This is a genomic window from Streptomyces sp. NPDC029014, from assembly GCF_055564695.1.
In genome coordinates this window covers 19947-33592 of record NZ_JBVHVT010000065.1, presented here as the reverse complement: position 1 = coordinate 33592, position 13646 = coordinate 19947, and the positions used below count along the sequence as shown (strand labels likewise).

Annotated in this window: 13 protein-coding genes; 9 read left to right on the top strand and 4 right to left on the bottom strand. The window is 73.7% G+C overall.

Going from position 1 to position 13646, the window contains the following annotated elements; genetic code table 11:
• Nucleotides 1-62: 62 nt before the first annotated feature.
• Nucleotides 63-806, top strand: a complete 744-nt coding sequence (locus ACZ4VL_RS29400) for a class I SAM-dependent DNA methyltransferase (protein ID WP_468205763.1) — start codon at nt 63-65, stop codon at nt 804-806.
• A gap of 7 nt (nt 807-813) precedes the next feature.
• On the opposite strand, the gene ACZ4VL_RS29395 is transcribed toward ACZ4VL_RS29400, so the two are convergent.
• Nucleotides 814-2463, bottom strand: coding sequence for a fatty acid--CoA ligase family protein (locus tag ACZ4VL_RS29395; RefSeq protein ID WP_468205760.1), 1650 nt, complete (start codon nt 2461-2463; stop codon nt 814-816).
• A 337-nt stretch (nt 2464-2800) separates the two neighbouring features.
• On the opposite strand from ACZ4VL_RS29395, the gene ACZ4VL_RS29390 reads away from it, so the two are divergent.
• The 7 genes from ACZ4VL_RS29390 (at nt 2801) to ACZ4VL_RS29360 (ending at nt 8390) form a co-directional block, all read left to right on the top strand.
• Nucleotides 2801-3952: a lipid-transfer protein gene (locus tag ACZ4VL_RS29390; RefSeq protein WP_468205758.1), complete on the top strand. Its 1152-nt coding sequence runs from the start codon at nt 2801-2803 to the stop codon at nt 3950-3952.
• 37 nt (nt 3953-3989) lie between these two features.
• Nucleotides 3990-4436, top strand: coding sequence for a Zn-ribbon domain-containing OB-fold protein (locus tag ACZ4VL_RS29385; RefSeq protein WP_468205755.1), 447 nt, complete (start codon nt 3990-3992; stop codon nt 4434-4436).
• Nucleotides 4433-5209 (top strand): enoyl-CoA hydratase/isomerase family protein, encoded by a 777-nt coding sequence (locus ACZ4VL_RS29380; protein ID WP_468205752.1) that lies wholly within the window; start codon nt 4433-4435, stop codon nt 5207-5209. The genes ACZ4VL_RS29385 and ACZ4VL_RS29380 overlap by 4 nt, the downstream gene beginning before the upstream one ends.
• Nucleotides 5210-5400: 191 nt before the next feature.
• Nucleotides 5401-5898 (top strand): hypothetical protein, encoded by a 498-nt coding sequence (locus tag ACZ4VL_RS29375; protein ID WP_468205749.1) that lies wholly within the window; start codon nt 5401-5403, stop codon nt 5896-5898.
• A gap of 13 nt (nt 5899-5911) precedes the next feature.
• Nucleotides 5912-7276: a hypothetical protein gene (locus tag ACZ4VL_RS29370; RefSeq protein ID WP_468205747.1), complete on the top strand. Its 1365-nt coding sequence runs from the start codon at nt 5912-5914 to the stop codon at nt 7274-7276.
• A gap of 38 nt (nt 7277-7314) precedes the next feature.
• On the top strand, nt 7315-7872 hold the full coding sequence (locus ACZ4VL_RS29365; protein WP_468205744.1) for a hypothetical protein: 558 nt from the start codon (nt 7315-7317) through the stop codon (nt 7870-7872).
• Nucleotides 7873-7874: 2 nt separating this feature from the next.
• Nucleotides 7875-8390, top strand: coding sequence for a hypothetical protein (locus tag ACZ4VL_RS29360; RefSeq protein WP_468205741.1), 516 nt, complete (start codon nt 7875-7877; stop codon nt 8388-8390).
• A gap of 97 nt (nt 8391-8487) precedes the next feature.
• On the opposite strand, the gene ACZ4VL_RS29355 is transcribed toward ACZ4VL_RS29360, so the two are convergent.
• The 3 genes from ACZ4VL_RS29355 to ACZ4VL_RS29345 all read right to left on the bottom strand — a co-directional run bounded on the left by ACZ4VL_RS29355 (nt 8488) and on the right by ACZ4VL_RS29345 (nt 12683).
• Nucleotides 8488-8982, bottom strand: a complete 495-nt coding sequence (locus ACZ4VL_RS29355) for a peptidylprolyl isomerase (RefSeq protein ID WP_468205739.1) — start codon at nt 8980-8982, stop codon at nt 8488-8490.
• A gap of 128 nt (nt 8983-9110) precedes the next feature.
• A complete protein-coding gene (gene afsK / locus ACZ4VL_RS29350; RefSeq protein ID WP_468205807.1) occupies nt 9111-11585 on the bottom strand; it encodes a protein serine/threonine kinase AfsK in 2475 nt (824 codons plus the stop codon).
• Nucleotides 11586-11867: 282 nt separating this feature from the next.
• On the bottom strand, nt 11868-12683 hold the full coding sequence (locus tag ACZ4VL_RS29345; RefSeq protein ID WP_468205736.1) for a VOC family protein: 816 nt from the start codon (nt 12681-12683) through the stop codon (nt 11868-11870).
• A gap of 311 nt (nt 12684-12994) precedes the next feature.
• Here ACZ4VL_RS29345 and ACZ4VL_RS29340 point away from each other — a divergent pair, with 311 nt between their 5' ends.
• Nucleotides 12995-13642 carry a TetR family transcriptional regulator gene (locus ACZ4VL_RS29340; protein WP_179176458.1) on the top strand — a complete coding sequence of 216 codons (648 nt, stop codon included), beginning with the start codon at nt 12995-12997 and terminating at the stop codon, nt 13640-13642.
• Nucleotides 13643-13646 lie beyond the last annotated feature (4 nt).

Below are 13646 nucleotides of genomic sequence, written 5' to 3'. Positions count from 1 at the left end.
GTGCGGACGCGGCTGGGGCCGGGAGGAAGGGGCGGGCGCCGGTCCGTGGCTAGGCTGGGACCGTGTTCACCTCACAGGGGCCGAGCCTGCGCGAGCTCGCCGTTCAGGCCTTCTCTTCGGTCGAGCGGGGCTACGACCTGCTCGCGCCCAAGTTCGACCACACGCCGTTCCGCACCCCGGACCGCATGCTCGACGCCGTCGAGGAGGCCCTCGCCGGGTACGAGGGGTCCTTCGGCTCCGGCCTGGACGTCTGCTGCGGCACGGGCGCGGCCCTCGGAATGCTCCGCCGGCTGTGCCGGGACCGGGTGACCGGAGTGGACCTGAGCGCGGGCATGCTGGCCGAGGCCGAGCGGCTGTACGGCGGCGGCGCCGGGGTCGGCGGCGTCGACCTGGTGCGGGCCGACGCGCGGGCCCTGCCGCCCGGGCTGGCGGACACGTACGACCTGGCGGTCAGCTTCGGGGCGTTCGGGCACTTCCTGCCGGCCGAGCGGCCCGCCCTCTTCGGCGGTGTCCACCGGGCGCTGCGCGCGGGCGGGGTGTTCGCCTTCCCGATCGGGGCGCCGATACCGCCGACCTCCCCGCTGTGGTGGGCGGTGGCGGGCTTCGACGCGGCGATGCGCGTGCGCAACGCGGTGTGGCGGCCGCCGTTCGTCATGTACTACCGGACGTTCCCGTGGGGCGGGGTCCGCGCGGACCTGCGGGCGGCCGGCTTCACGGTGGGGACCGTGCCGTTGGAGCCCTTCGGGGAGCGCCCGGACGGCACCCCGCGCTGGCGGCTCGTCCTCGCCCGCAAGCCCGCCCGGTAGGTGGGCGTCAGCGGGCGCGGAGCTCCCGTTTGAGGACCTTGCCGCTCGCGTTGCGCGGGAGCTCGGGGACGAACTCCACGGCACGCGGGACCTTGTAGTTGGCCATCTCCCGCCGGGACCAGGCGATCAGGTCGTCGGCGGTGAGCGTGGAGCCGGGGCGGCGCACCGCGTACGCCTTGCCGACCTCGCCGAGGCGGGGGTCGGGGACTCCGACGACCGCCACGTCGGCGATGTCCGGGTGCAGGCCGAGGAGTTGCTCTATCTCGGCGGGGTAGGCGTTGAAGCCGCCGACGATGAACATGTCCTTGATCCGGTCGGTGATGCGCAGGTTGCCGCGCTCGTCGAGGACGCCGACGTCGCCGGTGCGCAGCCAGCCGTCCGGGGTGATGGCGAGGGCGGTCTCGTCCGGGTCCTCGAAGTAGCCCTGCATGACGTGGTGGCCGCGCACCCACACCTCGCCCGCCCCGCCCGCGGGCAGGACCCGGCTGTCGCCGTCCGCGATGCGGATCTCGGTGCCGGGGACGGCCCGTCCGGAGGTGGCGGCGATGACCTCGGCGGGGTCGCCGCGGCGGCACATGGAGACGATGCCGCCGGCCTCGGAGAGCCCGTACGCGGTGAGGACGGTGTCGACGCGCAGTTCGGAGCGGAGCCGCTCGACGAGCCGGAGCGGGACGACGGCGGCGCCGGTGACGACCAGGCGGAGGGTGGACAGGTCGTGGTGGCCGCGCTGGGGGTGGTCGAGGAGCGACTGGTGGAGGGTGGGCGGGCCGGGGAGGACGGAGATCCGCTCGGCCGCGATGTTGGCGAGGGCGGTGTCCACGTCGAAGACGGGCTGGGGGACCATCGTGGCGCCGCGCATGAGGCAGGCGAGGATGCCAGCCTTGTAGCCGAAGGTGTGGAAGAAGGGATTCACGATCAGGTAGCGGTCGCCCTCGCGGAGTCCGGCGAGCTCGCTCCACACCTCGTAGCAGCGCAGGGACTGGGCGTGGGTGATGACGGCGCCCTTGGGTCTCCCGGTGGTGCCCGAGGTGAAGATGATGTCGGAGGGGGCTTCGGGGCGGATGGATACGGCCCGCCGGCGGACGTCCTCGGCGGGGACGGCGTCGCCGCCGGCCAGGAAGTCCTTCCAGGTGCGGAAGTCCTCGGGGGCGTCGTCGGCGAGGACGACGACCTGTTCGAGGTGCGGCAGGCCCGGCAGCGGGCCGCGTCCGGCGGTGCCGCCCTGCGCGGTGGGGCCCTCCCCGGTGAGGCCCTGCGCGGCCGGGGCCTGCGCGGCGGCCCGGCGCAGGGAGGCGACGTAGGAGGTGCCGAGGAAGGTGCCGGTGACGAACAGCAGGCGGGCCCGGCTGCGGTCGAGGACGTACGCGGCTTCCGTGCCCTTGAAACGCGTGTTGAGCGGGACGAGGACGGCGCCCGCGGAGACCGCGCCGAGGGCGCAGACGATCCAGTCCAGGGTGTTGGGGGCCCAGACGGCGACCCGGTCGCCGGGCTCGATGCCGGCGGCGAGGATGGCTGCGGCGGCGCGTTCGACGCGCTCGCCGAGCTGCGCGTAGCTCAGCCGGGTGCGGCCGTCGGCCACGGCCTCGCGGTCGGCGTGGCGGGCTGCGGCCGCACGCACCAGGCCCGCGATGCTGCCCCAGCGCAGATCCCCCCGCACGCCCTCGTCCGTGGCGCCCGGGCCCGCCGCGGGACCTGTCCCGGTGCCTGCCACGGGCTCCGCAGCGGCCACTCCTGCTCCGGAGCCTGCTTCGGCTCCTGTGCCGGGCCCTGTGCCAGGTTCTGTGTCCGGCCCCGTGTCCGGCCCCGTGTCGGGCCCTGCTGCGCTTCCCGCCCCGCGTCCCGCCCCCGGTCCGGTTTCGGGACCCGGTCCGTGCCCGGACGTGCGTACGCCCTCGCCCATCGTCCGCCTCCCCACGACACCAGTAGCTGACTATCCGTCAGATTAGCTGTAGCCTTCGCGGCTGTCAGCACTGGCGCGGCCCCGGAGGTGGCGGATGGCGGCAACACTCAAGGACGCTACGGCGATCGTCGGAATCGGCCAGACGCCCTTCGCCAGACGGCTGCCCGGAACCGAGAAGGAACTCGCCTGCCGGGCGGTCCTCGCCGCCCTCGACGACGCCGGGATCGCCCCCGCCGAGGTCGACGCCTTCGCCTCCTACACCATGGAGGAGACCGACGAGGTCGAGGTCGCCAAGGCGATCGGTGCCGGCGACGTCACCTTCTTCTCCAAGGTGGGCTACGGCGGCGGCGGCTCCTGCGCCACCGTCGGCCACCTCGCCGCCGCCGTCGCCACCGGCCAGGCCACCGTCGGGGTCGCCTGGCGCTCCCGCAAGCGCGGCTCCGGGCCCCGCCCGTGGACCAACACCGCCGTGCAGCTGCCCACCCCCGGGCAGTGGACCCGCCCCTTCGGCCTGCTGCGGCCCGCCGACGAGATCGCCATGCTGGCCCGCCGCTACATGCACGAGTACGGGGCCACCCGCGACCACCTCTTCAACGTGGCCATGGCCTGCCGCAACCGGGCCAACGAGAACCCCGCCGCGATCATGTACGACCGGCCGCTGACCCGCGAGATGTACATGACCTCCCGCATGATCAGCGAACCGCTGTGCCTGTTCGACAACTGCCTGGAGACCGACGGGGCACTGGCCTGCATCATCGTCTCCGCCGAGCGCGCCCGGGACTGCCGGCAGCGCCCCGTGTACGTGCACTCCGTCGCCCAGGGCCTGCCCGCCCAGCACCACGGCATGGTCAACTACTGGAACGACGACCCGCTCACCGGCCCCGCCTGGACCGCCGCCCGGCACCTGTGGAAGCACGCCGACTTCGGCCCGCAGGACGTCGACGTCGCCCAGATATACGACGCCTTCACCCCGCTGATCCCGCTCTCGTTGGAGGGCTACGGCTTCTGCGGACGCGGCGAGGGCGCCGCGTACACCGAGGGCGGCGCCCTGGAGACCGGCGGCCGGCTCCCGATCAACACCGGCGGCGGCGGCCTGTCCGAGGCCTACGTCCACGGCTTCAACCTGATCAACGAGGGCGTCAAGCAGCTGCGCGGCGCCTCGACCGCCCAGGTGCCCGACGCCACCACCTGCCTGGTGACGGCCGGCGAGGGCGTCCCGACGTCCGCGCTCCTGCTGCGCGCCTGAACCGCCCCCGCGACGACCGAGGAGACGAGGTACCACCGTGACCGCGGCCCCCGAAGAACTGCTCCTGCCCGTCCCGGACGCCGACGGCGCCCCCTTCTGGGAGTACGCCGCCCGCGGCGAGCTCCGCGTCCAGGCCTGCACCGCCTGCGGCCGGTTCCGCTTCCCGCCGCGCCCGTGCTGCCCGCACTGCCAGTCCTTCGACTCCGAGTGGCGGCCCACCAGCGGCCGGGGGCGCATCTGGTCGTACGTCCGGCCGCATCCGCCGCTGCTGCCCGCCTACGCGGCGCAGGCCCCGTACAACGTCGTCCTCGTGGAGCTCGCGGACGCGCCGCACATCCGCCTCGCCGGGAACCTCGTCACCTCGGCCGACGCCCCGCTGAACTCGGTGGACCCCGCCCGGCTGCGCATCGGCGCGCGGGTCCAGGCGGTGTTCGCCGATGCGGGCGGGATCACCGTGCCGCGCTGGGTCCTGGAGAAGCCGTGACGCTGCGGGTGGAGCGGGACGGGGCGAGCGGGGTCGCGGTCGTCACCCTGGACCGCGAGCACCGGCACAACGCGATCGACCAGCCGACCGCCGCCGAACTGGCCGCGGTGTGGCGCGGGTTCCGGTACGACGACGGGGTGCGGGCGGTGGTGCTGACCGGGGCGGGCCGGGCCGCGTTCTGCACCGGCATCGACCGGGACGCCGCCGTCCCGCAGCCGGGCTCCCCGTACTCGGTCGACGACCCGCTGGCCGCGATCGGCCCGAAGGCGGCCGACCTGTGGAAGCCGGTGGTCGCCGCCGTCAACGGCATGGCCTGCGGCGGGGCGTTCTACCTGCTGGGCGAGGCGGAGTTCCTCATCGCCTCCGACGCGGCGACCTTCTTCGACCCGCACACCTCGTACGGGATGGTCAGCGCCTACGAGGCCGTGTACATGGCCCAGCGGATGCCGTTCGGCGAGGCCGCCCGGATGTCCCTGATGGGGACCTCGGAACGGCTGTCGGCGCGGCGGGCGTACGAGATCGGGCTGGTCTCCGAACTGGCCGCGCCCGCCGAGCTGGCCGGGGCGGCCCTGCGGGCGGCGCGGACCCTGGCCGGCTTCCCGACGGAAGCCGTGCAGGGCACCGTACGGGCACTGTGGTCGGCGAAGCAGGCGGCACTCCAGCAGGCGCTGGCCCAGGCCCCCGCGCTGATCGCACTGGGCAACCTGCCGCCGGACCGGCAGGCGGCCCTGTTCGCGGGCCGCCGGACGACGCCGGAGCCGCGCGTGCGGTGACGGGTACCGGCCAGTCGGCGGCTGGCGAAAAACCGCAGCTCGGCCCGCATCTGGCGGGCCGTCCGCCCTCCCCTCGCCCCCGGTGCGCCCGGCCCCGGGCGCCCCACCGCCCCTTCCCGGGGTCCGGGACTGCTTGGCCGGTTCACAGTTGCCATGCATATGATCAGCGCCAGCCGACGGGGAGCGCAGACATGGCAGATGAACTCGGTCCGGACCAGCAGGTGAGCATGCGGCTGAACGGCGAGGGGCCGCTGGCCCCCGGCGCGACCGCACCACCCCCACCGCTGCTGCAGTCACCCGGCACGGCCCACCCGCCGCTGCTGGCGACGGGCACGAACCCGCCGCCGCCCCTGCTGCAAGCGCCCGGCGGGCAGGACTTCGCCTCCACCCCGGCCGAGAAGAAGGCCGCCGCGAACACGATCGAGACCGAGCTCCAGCCGAACACGAAGACGGCCGCGGACCACGCGGACGACTCGACCGGCGCCGCACAGAAGGGCTTCGACGGCTGGGAGACCGCCGCCGGCCTGAAGAAGGTCGCCGAGACCTGGGACCAGCAGGTGAAGAACCTGATCGCCCGGCTCGAATCGGAGAAGGCCGCCCTACGCGGCGCTTCGGGTCTTTTCGCCCGCAACGACGTAGGACTGGGCAACGACTTCCTCACCACCAAGTCGAAGCTGAACGGCCTGTAGGGGGAGCTGAGCTGTGGCACTGAACTACCACGAGGTCATGGGCACGAACTTCGGGCTGCTCGGCACGGCCGCCGGCAAGTGGGAGTCGATGGCGGGCGAGCTGGGGAAGGTCGAGACCCGCTACGGCGAAACCGTCCAGAAGATCACCACGACGAACGGCTGGGCCGGCTACAGCGCCGAGAGCGCCTCGAAGGGCTTCGCCGCGACCCGCTACGAGTACGCGGCCGCGCAGGTGCAGGCGAAGGCGATCGCGGGCCTGCTGCGGGACGCCCAGGAGAAGTTCACCGACCTGAAGAAGAAGCTCGAAAGCGCCCGCGACGACGCGATAGCCGCCGGCATGACCGTCTCCGAGCAGGGGTACGTCGCCTTCGACTGGTCGAAGCTCACCCCGGGCGAGCGCAGCGCCTACCACCACGACCCCGACGGCCAGAAGGCCATCGGCGAGGCCGTCGGCAAGTGGCAGAAGCACATCGACGACCGGGTGAAGGCCGTCGCCGAGCTCGACCAGAACATCAAGGCCGTCCTCGAGACCGCCGTCACCGACAGCAACAAGGACGCCCTCGGCAAGGGCGCCGACATGTCCCTCGCCGGCTTCAACGCCGGCGCGACGGGCGACCTGGACCAGGCCCTGAAGGACGAGAAGGCCGCACAGGAACGGGCCGCCAAGGAGGCGGAGGCCGCCAAGAACGGGCCGAAGTCCGAAGGCGGCATCAAGTTCAGCGGCCCCGACGTGGGAGTTTCGGCCAGCGGCCAGAAGTACGGCAAGGAGGGCTCGGCCAAGGCGTACGCCGACCTCTTCAAGATGACCGCGGAGGGCAAGTACCAGAACGGGGACCTCACCCTCTCCGGCGTCGACGACATCACCCTGGGAGCCAGGGCCAGCGCGAACTACGGCATGACGCACGACGGCCTCGTGGGCAAGGCCGAGACCTCGGCGGGCATCCGGGCCCTGGTCGAGGGACGCGCCGAGTACAGCCACTGGGGCGCCGGCTACGCCCGCTTCGACGGGTTCGCAGGCGGCGAGGCCGCGCTCAGCGGCTCGGCACGGTGGGACGGCGTCAGCGCCGGCGCCAAGGCCTTCGCCGGCGCCAAGGCCGGCGTCGCGACGGGCGGCGAGGTCGCCGGCATCGGCGCCGGCGCCACGGCCGAGGGCTGGGCCGGCGCGGGCGCGGAGGCCAAGGCGACCTTCGGCAAGGGCGACGACGGCAAATGGCATGTCGGTGGCAAGGTGGGGGTCGCCCTCGGCATCGGCGGCTCGGTGGGCGGCGAGTTCACCATCGACACGGACAAGTTGAGCAAGTCCGCCGGTGACGCCGCCGACTGGGTGGGCGACACGGCCGGCGACATCAAGGACGGCGTCGTCGGACTGTTCGACTGATGCACTTCTCAGCACGAGGAAGGAGGGCCTGAGACAACATGCCCACGACACTGCCGATTCCGATCGCGTTCGCCCTGCCGGAGGGCTGGCGGCCCGCCCCTCCGGACGAGGTCGGCGCCCCGGGCGTGGCGTTCGTCGCCCTGCACCCGGAACCGGACGCCGGATTCACCGCCAACATCACCATCGACGGCGACTTCTGGACCGACGAGGAGGAGACCCTCGCCGACATGGCCGAGGGGTCGGTGGAACGGCTCCGCCGGGCCGCCGCCGGAGCCGTGGAGGTCGCCGCCCGCCGCGAGCTCGGCTCCGCGGACGCGCCCGGCCTCGCCCAACGGCTGACGTTCACCACCGTCGTGGGCGGCGTGCCGCGCGAGCTCGTCCAGTCCCAGGTCTACCTGTCCATGCAGGACGTGACCGACCCGCACAAGCGCGTGGTGATCCGGCTCATCCTGACCGTCACCGCGGCCCAGGAGGACGCCGTGCGGCCGGACTTCCAGGAATTCCTGCGCTCGGTCGAGCCGGACACCGGGGCCGCCGGCACGGATCCCGGGCCGGACGCCGGGGCCCCCGGGCCGGACGCCGGGGCGGGGGCGTAGCCATGGGATTCAAGGACAGGCTGACCGGTACGCGCCGCCCCGACGGCGGTATCCCGCCCGAGCCGGCCGCGGAGGTCCGGGCCGCGCTGCTCGCGCTGGGCGGGCCGGACGCGCCCTACACCGTGCGCAACGCCCTGCCCGCGGAGGACGCCGACCTGGTGGCGGAGTGGCGGGTGCGGGAGCCCGCCTGGCACGGCTTCTTCCTCCGCCACCAACTGGAGCGGCAGGTGCAGATCCGGATGCGGATCGACCCGGACGGGCACGAGGTGCGGACCGCCGACCGGCAGTGGGAGGTCTCGTGGGTCGGCGGCACGCCGCGGCTGGCGACGTCGGGCGAGTACTCCCGGGGCCAGGTGACGACGGTGTCGAAGCAGTGGACCATCGGGCGCGGCAAGGACGGCCGCACCGAGGTCGCGGAGACGTTCCGCTTCGCCACGTCGGACCTGAAGGCGCCGCTGCAGAAGGTGGTCCTCGGCGCGGGCTGGACCTGGCGCGGAGTGGTGTTCGGCCGGCTCTGACCGGCCGGCTCCGACGGGCACGACGCGGCGGAGGCCCCGCCCCCCGTAGGGGGCAGGGCCTCCGGCCGTACCGGGCGCGCCCGGGAAACGGAAGGGATCAGGCCTCGACGACGCCCGAAGCCGCGACCTCGATCTTGGCGCGAGTGGTGCCGGACGGCGAGCCCAGCTTCTCGATCGCGTCGACGATCTCGGTGCCCTCGACGACCTCGCCGAAGACGACGTGCTTGCCGTCCAGCCACGGGGTGACGACGGTGGTGATGAAGAACTGCGAACCGTTGGTGTTGCGGCCGGCGTTCGCCATCGACAGCAGGTACGGGCGGTCGTGCTTCAGGTCGAAGTTCTCGTCGGCGAACTTCTCGCCGTAGATGCTCTTGCCGCCGGTGCCGTTCTGGTTGGTGAAGTCACCGCCCTGCAGCATGAACTGCGGGATGACGCGGTGGAACGGCGAGCCCGCGTAACCGAAGCCGTGCACGCCGGTGGCCAGCTCGCGGAAGTTCTTGGTGGTCTTCGGGACGACCTCGTCGAAGAGGCGGAAGACGATCCGGCCGGCGGCCTCGCCGTTGATGTTGATGTCGAAGTAAACGTTGCTCATGGGGTCCATCCTGTCACTCCCGGTGCCGTACGCGACCCGGCGGGGCCGCGGAACGGCCCCGCACCCCCGTCCGAGCCGGTCACCCGCCGGTCGCGCCGCAGGTCACCGGCCCCGGGTCGGCGCGCCGCTCACCCGCCCGTGCGCGTCCCCGTTCCCTTGGCCGCGTCGAGCGCGTACACGCAGCGGTCCTTGCTGCACGCGTACACCACGCCACCCTCCGCGACCGGCGCCCCGGCGATCTCGCCGCCCGTGGCCAGCTTCCAGCGGAGCTGCCCGCCGGCCGCGTCGAGGGTGTACAGGCAGTGGTCGGCCGAGCCGAAGTGGACCCGGCCGTCGGCGACCGCCGGCGAGCCGGTGATCTCGCCGCCGGCCGCGAACCGCCACTTCGGGGTGCCGGTGACCGCGTCCAGCGTGTACAGGGCGCTGCCCGCACCGAGGTGGATGCTGCCGGCCGCGATCAGCACCGGGTCCGAGGACGAGCGGGCCTCGGTGGCGATGCGCCAGCGGTCCTTGCCGGTGATCGCGTCCAGCGCGTACACGGTGCCCAGGTAGTCCACGAGGTAGACGCCGCCACCGGTGACGGCCGCGCCCGGCGCGAACGCGGGCGGGGCCAGGAACACGGCGGGGGCCTCGAAGTGCCAGCGGACCCGGCCCGACGCCCGGTCCACGGACAGCACGCGGGTGCCGGCGGTGACGTAGGTGTTGCCGTCGGGGGCCGGGGTGACGCGTACGGGCACGTTGCCGCAGGAGGCCGCGTCGCCGACCGGGTACGACCAGGTCTCCAGGCCGCTGCGGGCGTCCAGGGCGCGCAGCCGCGCGTCCTGCCACACGTACACCGTTCCCTCGTGCAGGACGGGGGCCGCCTCGGGGGTCTCGAAGTCGCTCTGCGCCCCGGCCAGCTCCCACAGCTTCTGGCCGCTGGACGCCTCCCAGGCCTGTACGCCGCCGCCGCGGGTGGCGGTGACGACGGTGCCGCGGTCGGCGCGCAGGCCGTACACCCAGGCCTCGGTGGACAGCCGCCACCGCTCGGAGCCGTCGGAGGCGTCGAGGGCGTACAGGGAGGGGCCGTCGGAGGCGTGGATGCGGCCGTCGGAGACGGCCATGGACCAGGCGACGTCGCGGGTCTTGAACTGGCGGCGGCCGGTGGCCACGTCCAGGGCGTGCACCTCGAAGGAGGTGACGTAGAGCAGGTCGCCGGCGACGGTCGGGGTGCCCCAGACCTCGTTGGACATGCGGAACCGCCAGGGGCGCCAGCGGCCGCTGTCGGCGGCCGGGCCGGGGTTCGTCCCGGACGGCGCGCCCGCGGCCGAGGTGACCGCGGAGGCGGGGCCCGCGCCGGTCGGGGCCGGGGTGCCGCCGGGCGGGCGGACCCAGCCGGTGGCGGAGTCGGCGGCTCCGGCGTGGGCGGCGGGCGCCGACGCGGTGGCGCGCGGGCCGGGGCCGATCGGTACGGGGGAGCCGCCGAGGCGCACCGGCTCGCCGGAGGGCGCGGGTACGGCGCCGGGCGCCGAGGAGGGCGCCGACGTCGGCCGGGGCGGGTGCTGGGGGCGCTGCGGGATGGCCTGGCCGGTCCGCGGGTCGACGCCGGGCTCGGCGAGGCCGCGGGGCGCGTGGCGGTTCGTGGGCACGTCGGCGGGTCGCCCCTGGACGTCCGGGCCGGGGGCCGGGCCGGGGCCGCGGCCGGGCGCCGGGACCGGTGCGGCCACCGTGCGCTGGCCGGCCCGCCGGGTCTCGATCATCGCGACGGCCCGCCCGGGCAGCCAGGCGGACGCGGTGCCGCTGTCGTCGCCGCCGTCGAAGAGGTGGGGGGCGAGCTGGGCCTGGAGGTCGGCCGGGGTGGGCCGCTGGGCGGCCTCCATCTGCATGCAGGACTCGATGAGGGGGCGCAGCTCCTCGGGCAGCCCGTCGAGGTTGGGCTCCTCGCGCAGCAGCATGAACACCGTCTCCACCGGGTTCGCGCCGTGGTAGGGCGGGTGCCCGGTCGCGGCGAACACGAGGGTGGAGCCGAGCGAGAAGACGTCGCTGGCGCCCTTGACGCTCCGCGAGTCCTTCGCCTGCTCGGGCGACATGTAGGCGGGGGTGCCGACGGCGACGTTCGTCATGGTCAGGCGGGTGTTGGAGACGCCGCTCGCGATACCGAAGTCGATCACGCGCGGGCCGTCCTCGACGACGAGCACGTTCGACGGCTTCAGGTCGCGGTGGACCAGGCCGGCCCCGTGGATGGACTGGAGCGCCTCGGCGATGCCGGCCGCGAGCCACCGTACGGCCTGGACGGGCATCGGCCCGCACTCGTTGACGATCTCCTCCAGGGAGGGCGCCGGGACGTACGCGGTCGCCAGCCACGGCACGGCGGCCCGCGGATCGGCGTCGACGACGGCCGCGGTGTAGAAGCCGGACACGGCGCGGGCCGCCTCCACCTCGCGGGTGAAGCGCACCCGGAACAGCTGGTCCTCGGCGAGCTCGGTCCGCACAGTCTTGATCGCCACCCGGCGCCCGGACGCCGACCGTGCGAGATAGACCAGCCCCATGCCGCCGGCGCCGAGACGGCCCAGCACCTCGAAGGGGCCGATCCGTCTCGGGTCGTGCTGCGTCAGCTGCTCCACCACTCGCCTCACACCTCCCCGTACGGGCCTTGGCCTGGCCCGTTTCCACCTACACGCGCGCCGGCACGGTGGTCGGCCTCCGTGCAGCGTTGCATTCCGGGCGCCGCCCGGAGTCGCGCAACCCCGATTCTGTCAGGCCCGCGCCCAGGGCGTGTCGTCACAGTCGGGGCCGCGCCCGGACGCGTCGCTTCCGGCGGCCCGGGGAGGGCGTCCCGGGCGGTCCGCGGGGGGCGTCCCGGGCCGGTCCGTGCCGGGCCGGGCGGTCCGCGAGGGGTGCTTGCTTCAGGCCGGTCCGTGCGGTCCGGCCTGCTGCCCGGGGGACTCCGAGAGGAGGGCGAAGACCGCGCCCTGGTTGTCCGCGACGACCGCGATCCGCCCGTAGGCCGTGTCGAAGGGGTCGGCGGTGACACGCCCGCCGAGCCGCTTGACCGTCTCGACGGACCGGTCGCAGTCCGGGACGGCGAAGTACGCGAGGAAGTGCGCCGGCATGATCTCCGGGAAGGCGTCGGTGATCAGGCTGCGCCCCAGGACGGCCGTCTCGGCCCCGGGGGCGCTGCCGGGCGGGGACCACAGCCGGTACTCGACGCCGGAGCCGTCGTCGTCCTGGTCCTCGGGGACGAAGCCGAAGACGTTGGCGTAGAAGACGTCGACCGCGTCGCGGGCCCGCGTGTAGAGCTCCGCCCAGCAGTAGGTGTACGGCTCCTGGTGGGCCTCGAAGCCGTGGTGGGTGCCGGGCTGCCACAGGCCGAAGACGGCCCCGCCGGGGTCGGCGGCCAGGGCCGCGGTGCCGTACGGGCCGACGGGCTGCGGGTCCATCACCATCTGGCCGCCGGAGGCGCGGATGCGGGCGGCGCAGGCGTAGGCGTCCTTGGTGGCGAGGTAGATCCCCCAGACGGTGGGCATGCGGCCGTCGGGCTTCGGGGCGAGGGCGGCGACGTTGCGGCCGCGGCTGTAGGCCTGGGTGTAGCCGCCGTACGCGGCACCGGCGCTCTCGCTGAAGGTCCATCCGAAGAGCTCGCCGTAGAAGCGCTTGCCCGCCTCGACGTCCGGGAGCGAGGCGTCCACCCAGCAGGGTGTGCCTTCCGCGAATGCGGCCATGGCCCGTTTCCTTCCGTTGTGCGGGGGTGTGTACCCTCCGTACGCGCCTGCGCAGCTCCCGGCGATGTCCGTTTCGGCCATGATCTGCCCGAAGACTTGTCCACAGCCTGTTGATAAGACTAATCGGGGGATACTGGAAGAAAGCGACCACCCCCTCGGGCGGCCGGACCGGACCGTGCCCGCAGTCGGAACCAGGCCGGAAACCGCCCGCCGGAACCACCGGGAGCGCCCATTGCCCAGGCCGGGTAGCACGTAACCCCATTTGCAGGCGGCCGAATCGCGCCCACATCACCCCTCGGTAAGCTGACGGCATGACAGGACAAGTACGCACCGTCGACGGCCGCGTTGCCGGCCGACGCGGTCAGGCGACGCGGCAGAAGCTGCTCGACTGCCTCGGCGAGATGCTCAGCTCCTCGCCGTACCGCGACGTCAAGGTCATCGACGTCGCCCGCAAGGCCGGAACCTCCCCCGCGACCTTCTACCAGTACTTCCCGGACGTCGAGGGCGCCGTCCTGGAGATCGCCGAGCAAATGGCCACCGAGGGTGCGCAGTTGACCTCGCTCGTCGAGGGGCGCAGCTGGGTGGGCAAGGCCGGCTGGCAGGCGGCCGAGGAGCTCGTCGAGGGCTTCCTGGACTTCTGGCGGCGCAACGACGCGATCCTGCGCGTCGTCGACCTCGGCGCGGCCGAGGGCGACAAGCGCTTCTACAAGATCCGTATGAAGATCCTGAACTCCGTCACCAACTCCCTTACGGAGTCGATCAAGGAGCTCCAGGCGAAGGGCAAGGTCGACAAGGAACTCAGCCCGGCGGCGATGGCGGGTTCGCTGGTCGCGATGCTGGCCGCGGTCGCCTCGCACCAGAAGGGCTTCCAGACCTGGGGCGTCAAGCAGGCCGAGCTCAAGCCGAACCTGGCGCTCCTCGTACACCTGGGCATGACCGGCAAGAAGCCGACCAGGTAGCGGC